Origin of the sequence: Frondihabitans sp. PAMC 28766 (genome assembly GCF_001577365.1) — a bacterium.
Lineage (GTDB): Bacteria > Actinomycetota > Actinomycetes > Actinomycetales > Microbacteriaceae > Frondihabitans.
On record NZ_CP014513.1, the window covers coordinates 4,064,232 to 4,083,635 of the forward strand.

Below are 19,404 nucleotides of genomic sequence, written 5' to 3' on the forward strand. Positions count from 1 at the left end.
GTGGGGAGACTCCAGTCGAGCGGGGTGGATGCGAGGGAAGGGGTGCAGGAGGGATCGCCGCGACCGGGGTGTGGCCGAAGGCGGGGGTGGAGAAGTGCGAGGGGTGGCGGGGTCAGCGCCGTTTCGCCTGGCGGCCGACGAAGGCCGAGACGAGCACGGAGGCGCTCCAGACCGAGAATGCGAGCGCGAGGGCCGGGAAGGCGACGGGCCACCAGTGGCCGACCGCAGCGTCCGGGGCTCCGACCGAGAGCATGGTGCCCCACTCGGCGGTCGGCGTCGGGATGCCGACGCCGAGGAAGCCGAGGGCGGCGCAGAAGATGATGCCCATGCCGAAGACGGTCGAGGTGTTCTCGAGCGTGGGCCGCCACGAGTTCGGCAGCACGTGGCGCACGAGCAGGCGGAGCTCCGACTCCCCCGACATGCGCGCGGCGTCGACGTAGCCGTCGCTGCGCGTCCGCAGCACCTCGGTGTTCATGAGGCGCGACTGGAAGGGGATGATGACGACGGCCAGCGAGAGGCACTCGACGACGGGGCTGCGGCCGAAGAACGACACGAGCACGAGGCCGGCGATCATGACCGGGATCGACTGGACGAGGTCGACGGCGCGGCCCAGGATGCGCGAGACGATGCCGAGCACGCCGCGGTGCGACCCGTACATGCCCGAGACGAGCCCGATGACCATCGCGGCGACAGTCGAGATGATCGCGACTCCCAGGGCGATGCAGACGTCGAGGCGGAACGCCGTCATGACCCGCGAGTAGATGTCGAGGCCGTTCGCATCCGTGCCGAACCAGAACTTGCCGTTCGGGGCGACGGTCTGGCCGCCGACCACGCTGGTGGCCGGGTGGTTGGCGAGGTACGGGCCGATGATGGCCAGCAGGATCACGATGGCGAAGGGCACGAGGCGCCAGGAGAAGTGGAAGCCCTTCGTCGATGCCGCCTTGCGGGCGACGGGCGGGGCGAGGATCGCGTCGTCGGTCGAGATGACGACGGGGGTGTCGAGCGACATCAGGCGTCCTTCCCGGCGACGCCCGAGCGACGCCTGGAGTCGAGGAGCATCGTGAGGATGTCCGTGATGAGGTAGATGACGAGGCACATGCCGGCGACGACCACGAGGAACGACCGGAGTGCGAACACGTCGCTGGAGTTGACGGCGTCGACCGCGTACTGCCCGAGACCGCCGAGGCTGAAGAGCGATTCGAGCACGACCGCGCCGCCGAGCAGGAGGCCGAAGAGCATCCCGAGCGTGGCGACGGCCGACGGCAGGGCCCGGCGGTAGATGCTGACCAGCACGGTTCGGCGCGACGCACCGGAGGCGACCCGGAACTTCGTGGCGGGGTCGTCGATCGCCTCGTCGAGCGAGAGGATCAGCATCTTGATGAGCAGCGGCGAGTCTGCGAGCACCATCACGATGACCGGCAGGACGAGGTGAGCCGCGTACGACTGCAGGTCGGCCGTGTTGCCGGCGAGGAGCGAGTCGAGCATCGGGAAGCCCGTGACTTGCGGCGGCGCGATCAGGATCGGGTCGAGGCGGCCCGAGGGGGCCGGCGCCCAGTGCAGTTCGGCGAAGAAGAAGAACAGCGCCGCGATGCCGATGACGTACTCGGGCAGAGCGCCGGCCGAGCGGGCATAGGAGGCCAGCGCCTTGGCGAACCCGTTGCTGCGGTGCGTGACGATGAAGTACGAGACGACGAGTGCGAAGACGCAGGCGAAGAAGAGTCCGAAGAAGACGAACTCGAGCGTCGCCGGGATCCTGGTGGCGAAGTCCTGTGAGACGGGCCGGCCCGACGCGATCGACGTGCCGAGGTCGAAGTGGATCAGCTGGTCGAGGTACGTGCCGAGCTGCTGCCACCACGGCCCGGTCAGCCCGTACGAGGCGCGAGCGGCCTGCAGGGCCTTGCCCGAGAGTCGGCCGCCCGTCGCTGCGACGACGGGGTCGCCGGGGATGAGCTTCACGAGGAAGAACGCCACCAGCACGAAGACGATGAAGTTGACGATCGTCTTGACGATCGGCCGGACGAACCAGAGCCCGGCGAAGGCGGATCGGCGGGTCGGCGCCAGTGAGGTGTCGAGCGCGGCGAGACGTTCCGCTTCGGCCCTCGTGTCGTCGAGGCTCTGACCGGTCACGGTCTGGGGCTCACTCACGGTCATGCGTCCGCCTTCCAGCTCTTCGTCACGGTGGTCGATGAAGACCACCAGGGTCTCCGCCGTGGGGATGGCACAATGATGGCGTCGCGACGTTTCCGGTACCGGCATCTGCGGTAACCGATCGATTACGCGACGTAGGGAACCTGCCGTGAATCACAAAAACCCTGTTCGCGGCTCGCTTCACACTGTCGTAACGCCACTCGAACAAGTTGGAGCGCCATGACAACGCCATCTCCGGAGCACCCGCGGTCTCGCGGAGGCTCGGCCCACGGGCGTCAGATCTCCGCCCGCCGGGTGCGCGATCTCATCACCTCGTCGATCCGCGACGGCTACATCGCGCCCGACGACCCGCTCGCCGAGGAAGACCTCATGGCGCTGTTCAACACCAGTCGCGGAAGCGTGCGGGCGGCCCTCACGCAGCTGCGCGACACCGGCTTCGTCGAGCGGCGACGCCGCGTCGGCACCCGCGTCAGCAACGTCGGGGTGCTCGTGCCGCTCAGCGACATCCACACCGACTCCGAGCACGTGGTCATCGAGACGATCGAAGAGCGCGTCGTGCCGAGCTTCCCGCTCGTCCGCGACCGGCTCCACATCGACGAGGACAGCGTGCGGATGATCGAGAACTCGTTCTTGACGGACGGCGAGGTGATCGGGCTGCGCACGGCGTACTTCTCGACCGTCTACACCGCCGCCGCCAACAGCCTCGAGGGCCGGTCACGATGAAGAAGGTCATCGAGGCGTTCTTCGGCCTGAAGCCGGGCGAGGTCACCATGACGATCGGCAGCGACGGCGCCGACGGCCACACCGCGCGCATTCTCGGCGTCGAAGAGGGCACCCCGCTCATCGCGCGCGACATGACCTACTACGCCGAAGACGGCACGCCCATCCAGACCGTGTTCGACCGATTCCGTGGCGACCGGGTGAGGCTGGAGGCGACGGCGACGCTGCTCTGAGCCACGTCGGCGCCCGGCGGGCGTGTCAGGGCAGGATCGCGAGGGTGGCCTCGCGGCCGAGGTAGCGGCCGTACTCCGCCGCGCGACGCTCCACCGCGCGCCGCACGACGTCGGAGAGCTCGGCGAAGGGCTCGAGGTCGATGCGCACCCCGCCCGATCCTGCGAGCGTGCGTCGCCACAAGCCCGAGACGACCCCGTCGATCACGAGCGTGGGGGCGAAGAGGCCGTTCGAGTAGGGCACGACGCGCGCGAAGTGCTCGGGGGCGAGGCTCGCCACACGATCGCGATACCCCAGCAGGATCTCGTCGAAGGGCGGCAGCAGACGCACGTCACCACGGCGAGGCGGCTGGGCAGCGCCGCCCGGCGGGACCAGGAGCCCCTCGGCATCCTGCTCGACCGCGTCGCCCGCGAGTGCGACGGCGCGGCGCGCGTCGGTGAGGGTGAGGCCGCTCCACCACGCGAGATCCGGCACGGTCGTCGGCGCATGGCCGGCCACGTACCGGGTGGCCAGGATGCGGAGCGCGTCGTCGCGCTCGTAGCGCACGGCCCCGGGGGCCCACTCGTCGAGGAGGACGAAGGTCTGCCGCGTGCCCTGTGGCGGCCCGAACACGATCAGGGTCTCGCCGGCGAGCTGGCGGAGGAGGTGCGACCCGCGACCGCCGCCGGTTTCGACGCCGGCGGCCCCGATCGCCTCCAGCAGCGCGGGGCGGCTCAACGCCGGCCCTCCCGAGAGCGCGTCTCGCACGATGTCGGCTGCCCGATCGAAGTCCTCCTTCACCATGCCGTCACGGCGCCAGACCGAGGCTGCGGCCGCGAACGCACGCGGAGCGAGCAGCTCGGTGAGCCAGCGGGCGTCGACTCTCGCCATGATCATGAGAGTGCCGCGCATCGGCCACGACCGGATGACGCTGCCGTCGACGAGTGCACTGGCGACATTGCCTTCGCCGGTGGTCGAGCGCAGGCCGAGCGCCCACTCGGCCCCGAGGAGATCCTGCGCCTGGGTCGCGAGCTGCGAGGCGGCGACCTCGGCGACCGACGACGCGCCGTGCCCGGCGACCCGCTGGGCGGTGAGCCGTCGCCTGGCGATCTCGTCCGGTCGCATGCGCCCACCCTAGGCGGCGCGGGCTCCAACCTGCCAGTTCGCCTGGCTCGAGCGGGGTTCGGGATGGGGCCGCGTAGCCTCGGTGCCCACGGGACCGCCAGGTCTCGACAGGAGGCACCACCATGGCCGACAAATCCAGCCACAAAGACGGCGCCAAAGTCGCCGTCCGCAGTCTCAAAGAGAAGCGCGCCGACAAGAAGGCGAAGAGCGGCAAGGCCTCGCACTCCGAAGACATCGTCTCGAACGTCAAGAAGCGCTGAGTCCATCTCCGCAGCGCCACCCGCATCATCCCGCAACACCCGAAGGGCCTCCTCAGCGCCTCGGTCTAGCCTCAGTGGCAACCGAAGCCCACGCTGAGAGAGGCCCTCCGTCATGACCCTGATCGACCAGCCGCACACATCCGTCTCTGGAGCGTTGACCTCCGAAGCCGTCTCCGGCTTCCGTCACCGCTTCGAGCACGACTCGAATGCCGTCCGCATGCAGAACGCGGTGACCCGCACGGGCCTCGACGACGTCGCCCTGCGCCGTGAGCGATTCGTCGCGATCCCGTCGTCCGTCTCGAACCGGCTGGACGACTGGAAGGTCACCAACCAGATGAAGAGCGGCCGCTGCTGGCTCTTCGCCGCCCTCAACCTCCTGCGCGTCGGCACGAAGAAGCGCCTCGGCATGAAGGACTTCGAGTTCAGCCAGAATCACGCGATGTACTGGGACAAGCTCGAGCGGGCCAACTTCTGGCTCGGAGACATCGTGTCGACAGCCACCGACGAGTCAGCGTCCCGGCTGGTCACCTTCCTGCTGTCGGAGCCCCTCGGCGACGGCGGCCAGTGGGACATGGCGACGAGCATCTTCGCCAAGCACGGCGTCGTGCCGCAGCAGGCGATGCCCGAGACGGAGTCGTCGTCGAACACCGGCAAGATGAACTCGCTGCTGCGCAAGCACCTCCGCCGCTCGGCTCTGCACCTGCGCGCCCTGGTCGCCGCGGGCGAGATCACCGACACCGTCGAGGCCGCCCGGCTCGATGCGCTCGAAGGTGTGCACCGCATCCTGGGCGTGCACCTCGGCACCCCGCCCGAGACCTTCGAGTGGCAGTGGACCGACGACGACAAGAACTTCCACCGCGACGGCGAGCTGACCCCGCAGGAGTTCTCCGCCCGATACGTCACCCTCGACCTCGACGACTACGTCTGCCTCGTCGACGACCCCCGCTCGGCACACGCCAAGGGCGAGGCGCTCACCGTGGCGAACCTCGGCAACGTGCGCGGCGGCAGCGAGGTGCGCTACGTCAACGCCCCGATCGAGGTCATGAAGCAACTCGCGGCCGCGTCGATCGTGCAGGGCGAGCCGGTGTGGTTCGGCTGCGACGTGGGCCAACAGGTGCTGCGCAAGGAGGGCCGCTGGGCGGCCGACCTGTTCGACTACGACGGCGTCTACGGCCTCGACCTCGGCATGACCAAAGAAGATCGCGTGCTCGCCGGCGACTCGGCGATGACCCACGCGATGCTGCTCACCGGCGTCGACCTCGACGGCGACACCCCGCGTCGCTGGCGCGTCGAGAACAGCTGGGGCGACTCGAACGGCGACCAGGGCTTCTACACGATGGACGACTCGTGGTTCGCCGAGTACGTCTTCGAGGTCGTCGTCAAGAAGTCGGCTCTGCCCGAGTCGCTGCGCCCCGCCCTCACCTCGTCCCCGCGGGTGCTGCCCGCGTGGGACCCGATGGGTGCGCTCGCGTAGCTCGGTTCCGCGGAGGCGCATCCCCGTGGCCGCCCGGGCCGCCGGTCGTGGCCCGGCGGCCGGTCGCCGCAGGGCGGCCGGTCGTACAGTGAGCCCATGAAGCACACACTCCTCGGAACCGGCGACGCAAGCCTCGACGTCGGCCGCGTGGGCCTCGGCTGCATGGGCATGTCGGCGTTCTACACCGGCCACACTCTGAACGACGACGAGTCGATCCGCGTGGTCCACCGCGCCATCGACCTCGGCGTCACGCTCTTCGACACCGCCGATATGTACGGCCCCTTCACCAACGAGCAGTTGCTCGGCCGCGCGCTGACAGGCAAGCGCGATGGCGTCGTCATCGCGACGAAGTTCGGCAACGTCACCGACCCGGAGGCCCGCAAGACGCGCGGCGTCGACGGCCGCCCCGACTACGTCAAGAAGTCGATCGAGGGCTCGCTCGAGCGCCTCGGCGTCGACTACATCGACCTCTATTACCAGCACCGCGTCGACACCCTCGTGCCGATCGAGGACACCGTCGGCGCCATGGCCGAGCTCGTGACCGCCGGCAAGGTTCGGCACCTCGGCCTCTCCGAAGCCGCGCCAGAGACCATCCGCCGCGCCCACGCCGTCCACCCGATCACCGCGCTCCAGACCGAGTACTCGCTGTGGTCTCGCGAGCCGGAGGACGAGATCCTGCCGACCGTGCGCGCCCTCGGCATCGGCTTCGTGCCCTACTCGCCGCTCGGCCGCGGCTTCTTGACCGGCGCCATCCGCAGCGTCGACCAGCTCGACGAGAACGACGTGCGTCGCTTCAACCCGCGGTTCCGGGGCGACAACCTCGAGGCGAACATCGCGATCGTCACGGCGGTCGACATCATCGCCGCCGACCTCGGTGCGAAGCCCGGGCAGGTCGCGCTCGCGTGGCTGCTCGCGAAGGGCGAGGGCATCGTGCCGATCCCGGGCACCAAGCGCCTGCCCTACCTCGAAGAGAACGTCGCGGCCGACGACATCGTGCTCGACGCCGACCAGGTTTCCCAGCTCGACGACATCGCGGCGCCGGCGGGAGACCGCTACCCCGACATGTCGACGGTCAACAAGTAGGCCGCGGCTCGACCGCCATGAGCGCTCAACCCGAACCGGTCGACATCGTCCGCCGCCGAGTGGTCGTGAGCGGCGTCGTCCAGGGCGTCGGCTTCCGGTTCTCGACGGAGGGCGAGGCCGACCGGATCGGGGTGGGCGGCTTCGTGCGCAATCGGCCCGACGGCACCGTCGAGATCGAGGTCGAGGGCGAGCCGCAGGATGTCGACGAGCTGCTCGCCTGGCTGCACGGCGGCGGCCCGTCGAGCGCCGAGGTCACCCGCGTCGACGTGTCGGAGCTCGCGCCGCTGGGCGAGTCGGCCTTCGAGACCCGTTAGCGCCGGACTCCGGTCGATTTCAGGCAAAACGGTCGATCTGGATCGACCGTTTTGACGGAAATCGACCGGAGTTCGACGCAGTCGGCAGCGCAGGCGGCTAGAGGGGCTGGCCCGTGAGGAGCACGCGGGGGTTGGCCGAGAACAGCGCGTGGTTCACCGCGCGGCCGAGCTCGTGCTCGCGCGGGTGCCGGTAGGGGCGATCCGAGCCGTGCACGAGCGGGCCGAGGCCGACCACGCGAGCCATCGCGTCGATGGCGCGCTCGTCGTAGGCGCTGGTCTCGTAGAAGACGTTGGGGTCGAACTTCGGCAGCTTGCCGCCTCGCGACTGGGCCGCGGCCTGCGCGAGCGGTGCCAGCCCGGCCAGGGCGATGAATGCGATCCTGAGCGTCGGGTGCTGGGCCCGGCCGACCTCGTGCCAGGCGGTCCACGCCGCCTTCAGCTGCTCGGCGCGGGGCATCGTGTCGGCCGTGGCGACACCGACATTGGGTGCGGCGACGACGTGTCGGGGGTGCACGAGAGCGGGCTTGCCGGCGGCCTCGACGCGCGCCAGCACTGGCTCGAGGTGGGCGACGGCCGCGGCATCGGCCATCGACGAGGCGGGCAGCTGGAGGCCGACGCAGTGCGCGTGGGCCAGGATCGCCGAGAGGCCGTCGAGGTCGAAGCGGGTCATCGGGGTGGCGGCCCAGACGCGGAAGGGGTCGCCCAGGGCGAGCGCCGAGCGGTGCCAGATGTCGATCAGGGCGCAAGAGTCGTCGAACGGCAGGTCTTCGACGCGCAGGTTGCCCGGCAGCGAGACCATCACCTCGCCCTTGCCCTCGCAGCGCTCCTGCTCGCGGCGGCGCTCGACGTCGTGAGCGGTGGGGTTGACCGAGAAGGCCGACTCACCCTCGGTCAGCAGTGTCCACTCGTCACGGAGCATCGGCAGAGCGGTGCGAGACCGCAGGGCGTCGAGGAACTCGGGTGGCAGAAGATGCTGGTGGAGGTCGACCCGGGTCGCCGCGGGGTGGGCCGTGGTCGTCGAATGCACAGATGCTCCCCGTTGCACCGTCACAGTCATGGTCACAGTGAAGCGGTTGCGCTCTCACCTCGTCAAATCCTTTGACGGCGCCGAATCCCCGGTGAAGGGACGGTGTGAGGCCGTCACCCGGGCGATGAGCGTGGCCGGTGACGGCGGCCGACCGTAGGCTCGGCTCGTGAGCGACAACGAGACCGCGGCTGCGCCGCCCGCCGTCGTGGTCGGCGCCGACGGCCTCGCGCGCCCCGCGTGGGCCGCGACCGACCCGCTGCTGATGGGCTACTACGACACCGAGTGGGGCATGCCCGTGCGCGACGAGCGCGGCGTCTACGAGCGGTTGAGCCTCGAGGCCTTCCAATCAGGGCTGTCGTGGGCGACGATCCTCCGCAAGCGGGAGGCGTTCCGCGAAGCGTTCGACGACTTCGACCCCGACACCGTCGCCTCCTACGACGACGCCGACCGCGCACGCCTCCTCGGCGACGCCCGGATCGTGCGCAACCGGCTCAAGATCGACGCCGCCATCGACAACGCGAAGGCCACCGTGTCGCTCCGCGCCGAGGGCGGCCTGGCCGCGTTCGTCTGGAGCTTCCGGCCTCGGGCGACGCCCGCACCGGCGACGCTCGGCGAGATCCCGACCACGTCGCCGGAGTCGACAGCGCTGTCGAAAGCACTCAAGCAGAAGGGCTTCCGCTTCGTCGGGCCGACCACGATGCACGCACTGATGGAGGCGATCGGCATCGTCGACACGCATCTCGTCGACAGCCACCGCCGAGGCAGTTCGGGAGTCTGGGCGTGAACCCCCTCTGATCGGTGCCCGCCCCGTGTAAAACTGTCCCGTGACCACCACAGATCGCACCGGCGACACCGACGCCCTCGAGCAGGGCTCGCTGGCCAGGATGCCTCGTCGCGGGTTCCGCGCCTGGATGCTCGACGGCCTCACCGACAAGACGGCCTCGCAGCCCGGCCCGCACGCCCGCACGGTCGAGAAGACGCACTCGTGGTGGCGGGTCATGTGCCTCACCGGCGTCGACTACTTCTCGACGCTCGGCTATCAGCCCGCGATCGCAGCCGTGGCCGCCGGCCTCCTGTCGCCGTTCGCCACGATCGTGCTGGTGCTGCTGACGCTGCTCGGCGCCCTGCCCGTCTATCGTCGCGTGGCCCGCGAGAGCTTCAAGGGTTCGGGCTCGATCGCCATGCTCGAGCGGCTGCTGCCGTGGTGGGGCGGCAAGCTGTTCGTGCTGATCCTTCTCGGCTTCGCCGCCACCGACTTCATGATCACCGTGACCCTGTCGGCCGCCGACGCCGCGGCGCACGCCATCGAGAACCCGTTCGCGCCGAGCTGGTTCCACGGCGCCGAAGTGCCGATCACCCTGGTGTTGATCGCCCTGCTCGGCGTCGTCTTCCTCCGCGGTTTCAAGGAGGCGATCGGCATCGCGCTCGTGCTCGTCGGCGTCTACCTCGTGCTGAACGCGGTCGTCATCGGGGTGTCCTTCGGCCGCGTCTTCGAGCACCCGCAGCTCACGAGCGACTGGTGGTCGAACCTCACTCACCAGCACAGCAACCCGCTCGCCATCATCGGCATCTCGCTGCTCGTCTTCCCGAAGCTCGCCCTGGGCCTCTCGGGCTTCGAGACCGGGGTGGCAGTCATGCCGCAGATCACCGGAGCCGAAGACGACGACCCCCAGCGACCGGCCGGCAGGATCCGGGGCGCCAAGCGGCTGCTGACCACGGCCGCCGTCATCATGAGCGTCTTCTTGATCACCTCGAGCATCGCCACGACGATCCTGATCCCGCAGAAGGAGTTCGCGGCGGGCGGGCAGGCCAACGGGCGCGCGCTGGCGTACATGGCGCACCTCTATCTCGGCAACGGCTTCGGCACGATCTACGACGTGTCGACGATCTGCATCCTGTGGTTCGCGGGAGCGTCGGCCCTGGCCGGCCTCCTCAACCTGGTGCCACGGTATCTGCCGCGCTACGGCATGGCACCCCAGTGGGCCGCCGCGGTGCGGCCCCTCGTGCTCGTGTTCATCGCGATCGCCTTCATCATCACGCTCGCGTTCAAGGCGAACGTCGACGCGCAGGGTGGCGCGTACGCGACCGGCGTGCTCGTGCTGATCACGTCGGCATCCGTCGCCGTGTTCCTGTCGGCGCTGCGCAAGAAACAGCGCGGCATCGCGATCGGCTTCGGCATCACCGTGGTGGTGTTCGGCTACACCACCGTGCTCAACGTGATCGAGCGGCCGGAGGGCGTGCGCATCGCCGGGCTCTTCATCCTCGGGATCATCGTGATCGCGATCCTGTCGCGCGTGCGCCGCTCGTTCCAGCTGCGCGCCACCAGCGTCTCGCTCGACCCGCAGGCGCTCGCCTTCGTCACGGAGGACGCCGACGAGTCGGGCCGAATCGCCCTGATCGCCAACGAGCCCGACGACGGCACCCTCGACGAGTACAAGCAGAAGGCGAAGGACGAGCGGCGCTACAGCGGGATCCCGCAGCGCACGCCGGTCATCTTCATGGAGGTCTGGCACGCCGACTCGTCGAACTTCGAAGAGGATCTGGAGGTCGAGGGCAAGCTCGTGCACGGCTACCGCGTCATGCGCGTGCGAAGTGGCAACATCCCCAACACCCTCGCGACGGTGCTGCTCGAGATCCGCGACGCGACCGGCGTCGTGCCCGACATCTACTTCGAGTGGAACGAGGGCGGCCCGCTGTCGAACCTCGCGCGCTTCTTGGTGACGGGCGTGGGCGACGTGGCGCCGGTCACCCGCGAGGTGCTGCGTCGGGCCGAGCCCGACCGCAAGCGGCGGCCCGACGTTCACGTCTCCTAGCCCCCCTCCCGTTTTACCTATAGGTGGCGCGCTTCCGCACAGAAATTTCCTGTCGGGAGGGCGCTACCTATGGGTAGAACGGAGGGGGCGGGCGGGGGGTCAGCGACCGAGAGGGCGCACGCTGACCGTCTCGGCGACGGCGCCGTGCGGCAGGTCGACCACGAGGCGGACGGCGCGGGCGATGTCGTCGGCGTGCAGGTAGAGCGACTCGTCGTAGCTGCCGCCCTGCGCCTCGACGAGCTCGTGCTGCATGTCGGTGTCGGTGCGCCCCGGGTGCACCGAGCTGACCCGCACGCCGTTCGCGCGCTCCTCGTCGCGCAGCGCGTCGGCCAGCGCCCGCAGCGCGAACTTGCTCGCGGCGTAGACCGACCCGCGCGGGCCCGACACGAACCCCGAGCCGGAATTGATCAGGATGACGGTGCCCTGGGATGCGCGGAGGGCCGGCAGGGCGATCCGGGTGATCTCGGCGACCGCGAAGACGTTGATCTCGAAGACGCGCCGCCACTCATCGACCGGGGTGTCGGCCACCGCCGTGCCGCCCAGCACCCCGGCCGAGTGGACGAGGACGTCGAGCCCGCCGTCGATCAGCGGCAGGAGGCCGTCGAGGTCGCCGGTCGCGACATCGGCCGCCCACGTCGCCGCGTCGGGCAGCTCGGCGGCGAGCGCATCGAGTGCCGCCTGGTCGCGACCGCCGAGGATCACGCGGTGCGTCTGGCCGAGATCGAGGGCGATCGCGCGGCCGATGCCGCGGGTGGCGCCGGTGATGAGGGCAGTGGGTCGGGGGCCGAGAGTCATGATTCCATTCTGGCCGTCGGGTACGGTCGTGAGATGCGGAACGTGCCGACCGACCTCGATCCTGCCGTCGTCAGCGAGATCGACGCCCGCCTCGCCGGCGTGGCCGTCGAGCACGACGTGGTCGTGCCGTGGGCGATCGAGAGCGGCAGTCGCGCGTGGGGCTTCCCCTCCCCCGACAGCGACTACGACTGCCGGTTCGTCTATGTGCAACCACGAGACCACTATCTCTCGCTCTGGCCGGCCCGCGACGTGATCGAGACGCCTCTCGACGAGATCTTCGACGTCAACGGGTGGGACCTCGCGAAGGCGGTCCGTCTGCTGACGCGCGGCAACGCCGTCGTGGTCGAGTGGCTGCGGTCTCCCATCGTCTACCAGGGCGACGAGGCCTTTCGCGACGCCTTCCTGGGCCTCGCCGACGAGGTCGCCGACCGGGCTCTCACCGGGCGTCACTACCTGCACGTCGGGCGGAACCAGTGGCGCACGTCGGACGAGCCGATCAAGCTCAAGGGGTCTTCTACGCTCTGCGCGCGGCCACTGCCCTGCGTTGGCTCGAGGTCAACCCGACCTCGGGCGTCGTGCCGATGCAGCTGTCGACGCTTCTGGCCGAGAGCGACCCGCCCCCGGCTCTCCTCACCGAGACCGCCGACCTGCTCGAGCTGAAGCGGGCCACTCGCGAACTCGGAGTCGGCACGCCGCCGCCCGCAATCCTGAAGTTCGTCGACGCCCAGTTCGAGCGTGCGATGACGCTCTACGAACGGGCCGAGTCACGGTCGGCCGCCGACAAGCAGAAGGCGGCCGACGCGTTCTTCCGTGACGTGATCGAGCGCAGCGGGCGACGCTAGCGGCGCTAGCGCTTCTGCGCGGGCGACGACTCGGCGAGGCCGCGGGGCCACGACTTGGGGCCGTCACTGCCCGCGGGGTACTCGTCGAGCGGCACCTTGTTCGCCTTCCACGCCTTCAGCACCGGCGCGACGATCCGCCAGCCCTCGACGGCCGCGTCGCCGCGCACCGACAGGCTCGCGTCGCTGTCGAGGATGCCCGACAGCACTTCGCCGTAGGCGGGCAGGTCGCCCGGGTTGAACACCGCTTCGAGCGAGGCGCGGTCGATGACGTAGGGGTCGCCAGGGCCGTTGACGTTCAGCTCGAGGAACATCTCGTCGGGGTCGATCATGATGCGCATGCGGTCGGGCGCCTTGAGGCTGTGGAACTCCGGCGGCACGTGCGTCGGCGGCTTGAAGGTGACGACGATCTCACGCCGGTAGTCGACCAGCGCCTTGCCCGAGCGCAGCATGATGGGCACTCCGGCCCAGCGCATGTTGCGCACCTCGACGACGACTTCGGCGAGCGTCTCGGTGTTGAGGGCAGGATCGACGCCGTCCTCCTTCACGTATGCCGGCAGCTTGCGGCCCGCGATCGTGCCAGCCGTGTAGCGGGCCCGGCGGCTCGTCGACGGGTCGTCGTTCCAGATGCGCATGGCGCGGAGGGCGAGCTGCTTCTGATCGCGGACGTCTTGAGCGGTGAGCGACGCAGGTGCCTCCATCACGAGCACGGCGAGCACCTGGAGCAGGTGGCTCTGGATCATGTCGACGAGAGCGCCGGCGTGGTCGTAGTAACGGGCACGGTTCTCGAGAGCGAGCTGCTCGTCGTAGACGATCTCGATGTTGGCGACGTCGCGGTTCGAGAGCATCGGCTCGATCAGGCGGTTCGCGAAGCGGAGGCCGAGGAGGTTCAGCACCGTCGACCGGCCCAAGAAGTGGTCGACCCGGTGGATCCTGTCTTCGGGCACGATCTTCTGCAGCAACGCGTTGAGCTTCTTCGCGCTGCGCTCGTCGGTGCCGAAGGGCTTCTCGAGGGCCAGCGACGTCTTCGGGGCAGGTCGATCTTCTGCAGCTGGGCGCAGGCGAGCTCGGTGATCGCGGGCGGGAGGGCGAAATAAATCGCAGGATCCTGATCGCACGCTTTCACGAGCGTGTCGAGGTCGTCTTTCGCCGTGACGTCCGCCTTGATGTACTTGGTCGACTTCAGGGTCGCGGTCGCCCCCGGCCCCTTCGCCTTGACGCTCGCGAACGACTCCTTGACGCGCGCCTTCCACTCGGCGTCGCTCAGGTCTTCGACGCCGGCGCCGACGAGCTGCACGCGCCGATCCGGCTCGTGGGTGAGGAGCCCGGCGAGGCCGGGCATGAGCAGACGGGCGGCGAGGTCGCCCGATGCACCGAGGATGAGCAGGGACGATGACTTCTCTGTGGCCATGGGGTGGACGCTAGTCCTCCGGGCTCGCCGAGCGCCCGCACGACCCGGGTCCGACATGAGGCCCACCTGGCAATATCCTTGACGCATGGCCATCCTCGATGCACCTCGCGCCCGACCCGCCGCCATCGAACAGGGCGGCATCGAAGCCATCCCGACCGAACGCCGCCACGGGTCGCCGTGGCAGCTGTTCGCGACGTGGACCTCGCCGAACCTCGAGTTCGCGACGATCTTCGTCGGTGTGCTCGGCATCTCCGTCGGCCTCAGCTTCTGGCAGGCGATCCTTGCGTTGGCTCTCGGCAACGCTCTCGGTGCGCTGACGCAGGGCATCCTGTCGACCTGGGGCCCGCGCGAGGGGCTTGCGCAACTCGTTCTGAGCCGGTCCGCCTTCGGATTCTTCGGCAACATCCTGCCCGCGGGGATCAACACCGTCATGGCGGGGCTCGGCTGGTTCGCGGTCAACTCGATCAGTGGCGCGTTCGCCTTGTCGACACTGACCGGCATGCCGACCGTGCTGGCCCTCCTGATCATCGTCGTGATCGAGGTCGCCGTCGCGTTCGTCGGGCACGACCTCGTGCAGATCTTCGAGCGCTACGCCGCCTACGTGCTCGGCGTGATCTTCCTCGTCGCAACGATCACGATCTTCGCGCACGCGCACGTCGGCTACGAGCCCAAGGGCGGCGGCTTCCACTTCTTCGCCTTCACGATCACGGCAGCCGCGGCGTTCGGCTACGCGTGCGGCTGGAACCCCTACGCGTCCGACTACAGCCGCTACCTTCCGGCCTCGACGCGCCGCTCCACGATCGCTTGGGCCGCCGGTCTCGGCAACTTCGTCTCGTGCATGGTGCTCATGGCCGCCGGCGCCGCATCGGCCACCATCGCGATGAGCGCGAACGACCCGACGGGCGCCTTCGTCTCGTCGATGCCGACGGTCGTGAAGGACTTCACCCTCGTGGCCATCGCGGTCGGAGCCATCGCCGCCAATGCGCTCAACATCTACTCCGGCGCCATGTCGTTCCTCGCCGCCGGGATCAAGATCCCGTTCAGCCTGCGGCGAGCGATCGTTGCCGTCGGGTTCGGTGTGATCGGCTTCTTCATCGCATGGAGCGCTCTGGCCGATGCCGGCCAGAAGTACAACAACTTCTTGCTCGTCATCGCTTACTGGATCGCGCCGTGGCTCGGCGTGGTGCTCGTCGACCGCCTGCTGCGGCGCGGCACCTCGATCGCCGAGCTGCTGCCCGACCACCGTCGCTACCGCAACTGGTCTCTAATGGTTGTGGCCGGTCTGGGATTGGCTGGCAGGCTGGTGCACGGTTCTGCCGGATGTGACTCTCTACTGGTCTGGCTCGTTTCACGACGGTGCCTTTGGTCTGATCTGTCCGTCCGGCGGGACCTGCATCGACCTGGCCCGTTCCGATGGCTTGATAGAAGGTTGCCCAAGTTCCGCGTCAGCGGACTTGTGGCTCGTTAGAGACACGCCTCGTAGCATTTTCCCAGGTCATGGCTGAGAGAGACCACTTCGAGGAAGGATGGACCACGGTGACTATCGTGGCAGACGAATTCACACATGTGATCGGTGTGGACACCCACGCCAGGACCCACACGTACGCCGCTGTCGAGGCTCGTACCGGAGAGATCCTTGGCACGGCAGTATTCCCCACTAGCCCTGCCGGGCTCGCCCGGGCGAGGAGCTGGATAAATCGACGCGCTCCAGAATCAATGCTCGTCGCCATCGAGGGAACCGGCTCCTATGGTGCAACCCTCACCCGCGCTCTCCAGGCCGAGGGCATTGAGGTTCGGGAGGTGAAGCCACCACGACGTGCTACCCGGTCCGCGCACGGAAAATCTGACGAGATCGACGCGATCGCGGCCGCGCGGACCGCTATTGCCTCGCCCCTGAGCGAACTCAGCACCCCACGAGCCGAGGGCATCCGGTCAGCACTGCGAGTCCTCCTCGTCGCTCGTCAGGCGTTGGACAGCCGTCGAACCGCCGACAACAACATGCTTACCGCGCTCCTTCGCAGTTTCAGCCTCGGCGTCGACGCACGCCGCCCGCTGACCGTGTCGCAGGTGCAGACCGTGGGTGGGTGGCGTGAGCGCTGCACGGACGACTCCGTCATCGGAACAATCCGATCGGAAGCGAAACGACTCGCCACCAGTATTCTCGCCGCAACAAGGCAACTCGATCAGAATCATGCTGCTCTGGCCCATCACGTCCAGGAACTCGCGCCCGGGTTTCTGAACATCAAAGGCGTCGGGCCGGTCACCGGGGCCATCATCCTCGCGGCCTATTCGCATCGAGGGCGCATCCGATCCGAAGCCGCCTTCGCCAGTCTCGCCGGCGTCGCCCCACTCCAGGCCTCCAGCGGCAACGTCGTCCGGCACCGTCTCAGCCGCCGCGGCGACCGTCAACTGAACCGGGCGATGGATATTATCGCCCGCACCCGCATGGTCTCCGATGCTGGAACTCGGGCCTACGTCGATAGGCGGACGGCAGAGGGTAAATCCCGACGAGAGATCCGACGCTGCCTCAAACGCTATGTCGCTCGTCAAATCTTCCGGCAACTCAACAGCCTCATGGGTTGACAACGAACCATAGAAGGATCAGGCCTGATAGCCTTCGCTGTCGCAGCCTTCGTCTCGATCTGGCTGTTCTGCGACGAGGAGTTCTACACGGGCCCGATCGCTGCGCACACCGGTCTCGGCGACATCACCGCCCTCGTCGGTTTCGTCCTCGCGGGCCTGCTGTATTGGGTGTTCTTCCGGCTGTTCAAGCCGGCCCTCGGGGCACCGCTCGGCACGGTCGGGCGCGACGACGTGCCGGTGGGCATCGACTCGGCCGACGACGTCGCGTGAGCGAGGCTGCCGACGCGGTCTCCGCGACCGACACCGTCTACGCGACCGACGCCGAGAAGCTCGAAGTCGCCCGCGCCGAGGCGCAGCTCTCGCTCGACGAGGGCGGCATCCCCATCGGGGCGGCACTGTTCGACGAGGCCGGGCACCTGCTCGGCGCGGGCCACAACATGCGCGTGCAGGGCGACAACCCGGCCCTGCACGGCGAGACGAGCGCCTTCCTCGCCGCGGGCCGCCAGAAGAGCTACCGCCGCACGACCATGGTGACGACGCTGTCGCCCTGCTGGTACTGCTCGGGGCTGGTGCGGCAGTTCGGCATCGGTCGGGTCGTCGTCGGCGAGGCCGTCAACTTCAGGGGAGGGCAAGACTGGCTCGAAGGGAACGGCACCGCGGTGACGACTCTCGACGACCCCGACCTGATCCGCGTGATGGGCGACTTCATCGAGCGGCACCCCGCCCTCTGGAACGAGGACATCGGCGAAGAGTAGCCGCCGCTGGCCCGCACCGGTGCTGCCCGACGATGCTGTCAGCCCGACCGCGGATGCGGCAGGCCGCCCGCGAGCCGTCGAAGCACCTTCGATCAGACCGAATCCCGCCCGGGAGAGCTCCGGATTCGTCCGAACGGAGGTGCATCGGCGCCCACGCAGGGCGGGCGGGCTACCCGCGGAGGGCGGCGAGCAGCGCCGTGCCGTCGGGCGAGCCGAGCCCGGTGCAGGCGTCCCAGCCGGGCGCGGCGCTGAACGAGCCGTTGTCGCCAGACGTGATGTCGCGGAAGGCCGACTCGGCCGGGTAGAGCTTGGGCTGCAAGAGCCCCAGCGGCGACCCGATCGATTGTGCCAGCCGCGCGACGAGTGCCGCCCAGAGCGGCGCGACGGCGCTGGTGCCGCCGATGACGAGCGACTTGCCGTCGACGATCACCTCGTAACCGGTCGCAGGATCGGCATTGCCCGCCACGTCGGGCACGCCGCGGCCGCCCCCGGCCGAAGCAGCCGCCGGGACACCGGCCGACGCCTGCCACGTCGGCAGCGGGTAGGCATCGCTTACTCCCCCGCCGGTCGCACCGCGGCCCGAGCCGTCGTTCCAGACCGTCTCGCTCGAAATCGTGGCGCCAGAGGCCTGCAGGCTCGTGCCGCCGCAGGCGAGCAAGTGCGGGCTGGACGCCGGGAAGTCGACGTGGTTGCCGCCGTCGGTGGCGCCGTCGGACGAGCCGTTGTCGCCGGCAGCAGCCGTGACCGTGACACCGAGGGCCGCGGCATCGACGAGGGCGTCGTCGAGGGCACTGCGTGCCTGCGCCGTCCACGCGTCTTCGCTCTGGCCCCAGCTGATGCTCATCGAAGTGGGCGTGGGCTTCGCGTGCGTCGCCTGGGCGATCGCGTCGACGAAGCCGGCATCGGTGTTGGGGGCGAAGTAGACGACGATCGAGGCCTTCGGCGCGAGGGCCCCCACCACCTCGATGTCGAGGAGGACCTCGCCGTCGGCCCCGTTCGGATCCTGACCGGGCACGTTGTTCGCCCCGTCGACTCCGGCGGCCGTCACCGACGGGCTGCCCACGCCGAGCTGCGTGAAGTAGGTGTCGAGATCGGTCTGCTCGAAGCCGCCGCCGAGTTCGACGATCGCGACGGTCTGGCCGGTCCCGTCGGTGCCGGCCGGGAAGGAATACGCCTCGCCGAGCTGCACGGGCGTGTAGCTGACGGTGGTCGCCGCGGCGGCCGGGGCGATACGGAACTGTGCGCGGGCCTGGGGGCGGTCGTCGAGGCCCAGCACCGCGACGACGACGCCATCGAGGGCTCTGGGGACGCTCAGGCCGCCCGAGCGCTGCCGGTGCTCGACTCGCGCGGCAGACCCGCGACCGGCCGACGGAGCTTCGCTGGAGACCGCCTCGAGCGACGTGCCGAAGACGCGCGAGACCAGCGACACAGCAGCCTCCACCCGCACGCGCCGAGACGCGGCGTCGCTCTCGAGGATCGTCAGGCCCAGGCCGGTGAGGGTCGACGTCACGAGCTCGAGGTCGGCGGCGGCCGCGCCGTGGTCGCGCACGTACGCGTCCGGGTCGGCGACCGTGGTCGCGGCCGTGGCGGCGTCGACGGGCGCGGCCCGGCGTAGCACGAGGGTCGCCTGCACGGTCGTGTCGGAGCCGAGCGCCGCCTCAGCGGGCTGGACGCCGGGGGCGGTTGGCTTCTCGCTGCCGGCGAGGGGCACGAGTTCGAGGTGGTCGAGGGGGCTCGTCGCGTCTGTCATGGCTCCAGGTGTACTCCGTCCCCCCGACAGAGACGTCTGCCCGGTGCGGTCGGCCACCCCGCGCCCGGGTCGAGAAGAAGACGCCGTCAGAACAACA

Annotated in this window: 18 protein-coding genes and 2 pseudogenes; 13 read left to right on the forward strand and 7 right to left on the reverse strand. The window is 69.4% G+C overall.

Going from position 1 to position 19,404, the window contains the following annotated elements; genetic code table 11:
* Window positions 1-112 precede the first annotated feature (112 nt).
* Together AX769_RS19415 and AX769_RS19420 are read right to left on the reverse strand one after the other, a co-directional pair.
* A complete protein-coding gene (locus tag AX769_RS19415; protein WP_066282410.1) occupies window positions 113-1,009 on the reverse strand; it encodes an ABC transporter permease in 897 nt (298 codons plus the stop codon).
* Window positions 1,009-2,151, reverse strand: a complete 1,143-nt coding sequence (locus AX769_RS19420) for an ABC transporter permease (RefSeq protein ID WP_082764122.1) — start codon at window positions 2,149-2,151, stop codon at window positions 1,009-1,011. The genes AX769_RS19415 and AX769_RS19420 overlap by 1 nt, the downstream gene beginning before the upstream one ends.
* Before the next feature lie 216 nt (window positions 2,152-2,367).
* Here AX769_RS19420 and AX769_RS24810 point away from each other — a divergent pair, with 216 nt between their 5' ends.
* Together AX769_RS24810 and AX769_RS24815 are read left to right on the forward strand one after the other, a co-directional pair.
* The gene (locus AX769_RS24810; protein WP_204249244.1) at window positions 2,368-2,871 is read left to right on the forward strand and encodes a GntR family transcriptional regulator; all 504 of its coding nucleotides are present in this window, start codon (window positions 2,368-2,370) and stop codon (window positions 2,869-2,871) included.
* A complete protein-coding gene (locus AX769_RS24815) occupies window positions 2,868-3,101 on the forward strand; it encodes a UTRA domain-containing protein (protein WP_066282415.1) in 234 nt (77 codons plus the stop codon). Before AX769_RS24810 ends, AX769_RS24815 begins: the two co-directional genes overlap by 4 nt.
* A 25-nt stretch (window positions 3,102-3,126) precedes the next feature.
* Here the strand turns inward: AX769_RS24815 and AX769_RS19435 are convergent, their stop codons facing one another.
* Window positions 3,127-4,203: a winged helix DNA-binding domain-containing protein gene (locus AX769_RS19435; protein WP_066282417.1), complete on the reverse strand. Its 1,077-nt coding sequence runs from the start codon at window positions 4,201-4,203 to the stop codon at window positions 3,127-3,129.
* Between the two features lie 122 nt (window positions 4,204-4,325).
* On the opposite strand from AX769_RS19435, the gene AX769_RS24820 reads away from it, so the two are divergent.
* The 4 genes from AX769_RS24820 to AX769_RS19450 all read left to right on the forward strand — a co-directional run bounded on the left by AX769_RS24820 (window position 4,326) and on the right by AX769_RS19450 (window position 7,334).
* The gene (locus tag AX769_RS24820; RefSeq protein WP_204249245.1) at window positions 4,326-4,463 is read left to right on the forward strand and encodes a hypothetical protein; all 138 of its coding nucleotides are present in this window, start codon (window positions 4,326-4,328) and stop codon (window positions 4,461-4,463) included.
* A 112-nt stretch (window positions 4,464-4,575) separates the two neighbouring features.
* The gene (locus tag AX769_RS19440; RefSeq protein ID WP_066282420.1) at window positions 4,576-5,937 is read left to right on the forward strand and encodes an aminopeptidase C; all 1,362 of its coding nucleotides are present in this window, start codon (window positions 4,576-4,578) and stop codon (window positions 5,935-5,937) included.
* Between the two features lie 96 nt (window positions 5,938-6,033).
* Window positions 6,034-7,020 carry an aldo/keto reductase gene (locus AX769_RS19445; RefSeq protein ID WP_066282421.1) on the forward strand — a complete coding sequence of 329 codons (987 nt, stop codon included), beginning with the start codon at window positions 6,034-6,036 and terminating at the stop codon, window positions 7,018-7,020.
* Between the two features lie 17 nt (window positions 7,021-7,037).
* Window positions 7,038-7,334: an acylphosphatase gene (locus AX769_RS19450; protein ID WP_066282423.1), complete on the forward strand. Its 297-nt coding sequence runs from the start codon at window positions 7,038-7,040 to the stop codon at window positions 7,332-7,334.
* Between the two features lie 97 nt (window positions 7,335-7,431).
* Here the strand turns inward: AX769_RS19450 and AX769_RS19455 are convergent, their stop codons facing one another.
* Complete coding sequence (locus AX769_RS19455; protein WP_066282424.1) at window positions 7,432-8,361, reverse strand: amidohydrolase; 930 nt, start codon at window positions 8,359-8,361, stop codon at window positions 7,432-7,434.
* A 166-nt stretch (window positions 8,362-8,527) separates the two neighbouring features.
* Between AX769_RS19455 and AX769_RS19460 the strand changes: the two genes are divergently transcribed.
* Together AX769_RS19460 and AX769_RS19465 are read left to right on the forward strand one after the other, a co-directional pair.
* Entirely contained in the window at window positions 8,528-9,145 is a 618-nt protein-coding gene (locus AX769_RS19460; RefSeq protein WP_066282426.1) for a DNA-3-methyladenine glycosylase I, read from the forward strand.
* A gap of 100 nt (window positions 9,146-9,245) precedes the next feature.
* On the forward strand, window positions 9,246-11,174 hold the full coding sequence (locus AX769_RS19465; protein WP_066284056.1) for an APC family permease: 1,929 nt from the start codon (window positions 9,246-9,248) through the stop codon (window positions 11,172-11,174).
* Window positions 11,175-11,273: 99 nt separating this feature from the next.
* Here the strand turns inward: AX769_RS19465 and AX769_RS19470 are convergent, their stop codons facing one another.
* Window positions 11,274-11,969, reverse strand: a complete 696-nt coding sequence (locus tag AX769_RS19470; protein ID WP_066282427.1) for an SDR family oxidoreductase — start codon at window positions 11,967-11,969, stop codon at window positions 11,274-11,276.
* Window positions 11,970-12,002: 33 nt separating this feature from the next.
* Here AX769_RS19470 and AX769_RS25780 point away from each other — a divergent pair.
* Together AX769_RS25780 and AX769_RS25785 are read left to right on the forward strand one after the other, a co-directional pair.
* Window positions 12,003-12,392: pseudogene (locus AX769_RS25780) on the forward strand (DNA polymerase beta superfamily protein); the annotation flags it as partial.
* Window positions 12,393-12,442: 50 nt separating this feature from the next.
* The gene (locus AX769_RS25785) at window positions 12,443-12,811 is read left to right on the forward strand and encodes a DNA polymerase beta superfamily protein (protein ID WP_255359406.1); all 369 of its coding nucleotides are present in this window, start codon (window positions 12,443-12,445) and stop codon (window positions 12,809-12,811) included.
* Window positions 12,812-12,816: 5 nt separating this feature from the next.
* On the opposite strand, the pseudogene AX769_RS19480 reads toward AX769_RS25785, so the two are convergent.
* Window positions 12,817-14,219: pseudogene (locus AX769_RS19480) on the reverse strand (glucose-6-phosphate dehydrogenase).
* 85 nt (window positions 14,220-14,304) lie between these two features.
* On the opposite strand from AX769_RS19480, the gene AX769_RS19485 reads away from it, so the two are divergent.
* The 3 genes from AX769_RS19485 (at window position 14,305) to AX769_RS19495 (ending at window position 17,557) form a co-directional block, all read left to right on the forward strand.
* Complete coding sequence (locus tag AX769_RS19485; protein WP_082763953.1) at window positions 14,305-15,687, forward strand: cytosine permease; 1,383 nt, start codon at window positions 14,305-14,307, stop codon at window positions 15,685-15,687.
* 68 nt (window positions 15,688-15,755) lie between these two features.
* Complete coding sequence (locus AX769_RS19490) at window positions 15,756-16,802, forward strand: IS110 family transposase (RefSeq protein WP_066284059.1); 1,047 nt, start codon at window positions 15,756-15,758, stop codon at window positions 16,800-16,802.
* A 266-nt stretch (window positions 16,803-17,068) separates the two neighbouring features.
* Window positions 17,069-17,557: a nucleoside deaminase gene (locus AX769_RS19495; protein WP_066282428.1), complete on the forward strand. Its 489-nt coding sequence runs from the start codon at window positions 17,069-17,071 to the stop codon at window positions 17,555-17,557.
* Window positions 17,558-17,726: 169 nt separating this feature from the next.
* Here the strand turns inward: AX769_RS19495 and AX769_RS19500 are convergent, their stop codons facing one another.
* Window positions 17,727-19,307, reverse strand: a complete 1,581-nt coding sequence (locus AX769_RS19500; RefSeq protein ID WP_066282429.1) for a protease pro-enzyme activation domain-containing protein — start codon at window positions 19,305-19,307, stop codon at window positions 17,727-17,729.
* Window positions 19,308-19,404: the final 97 nt, after the last annotated feature.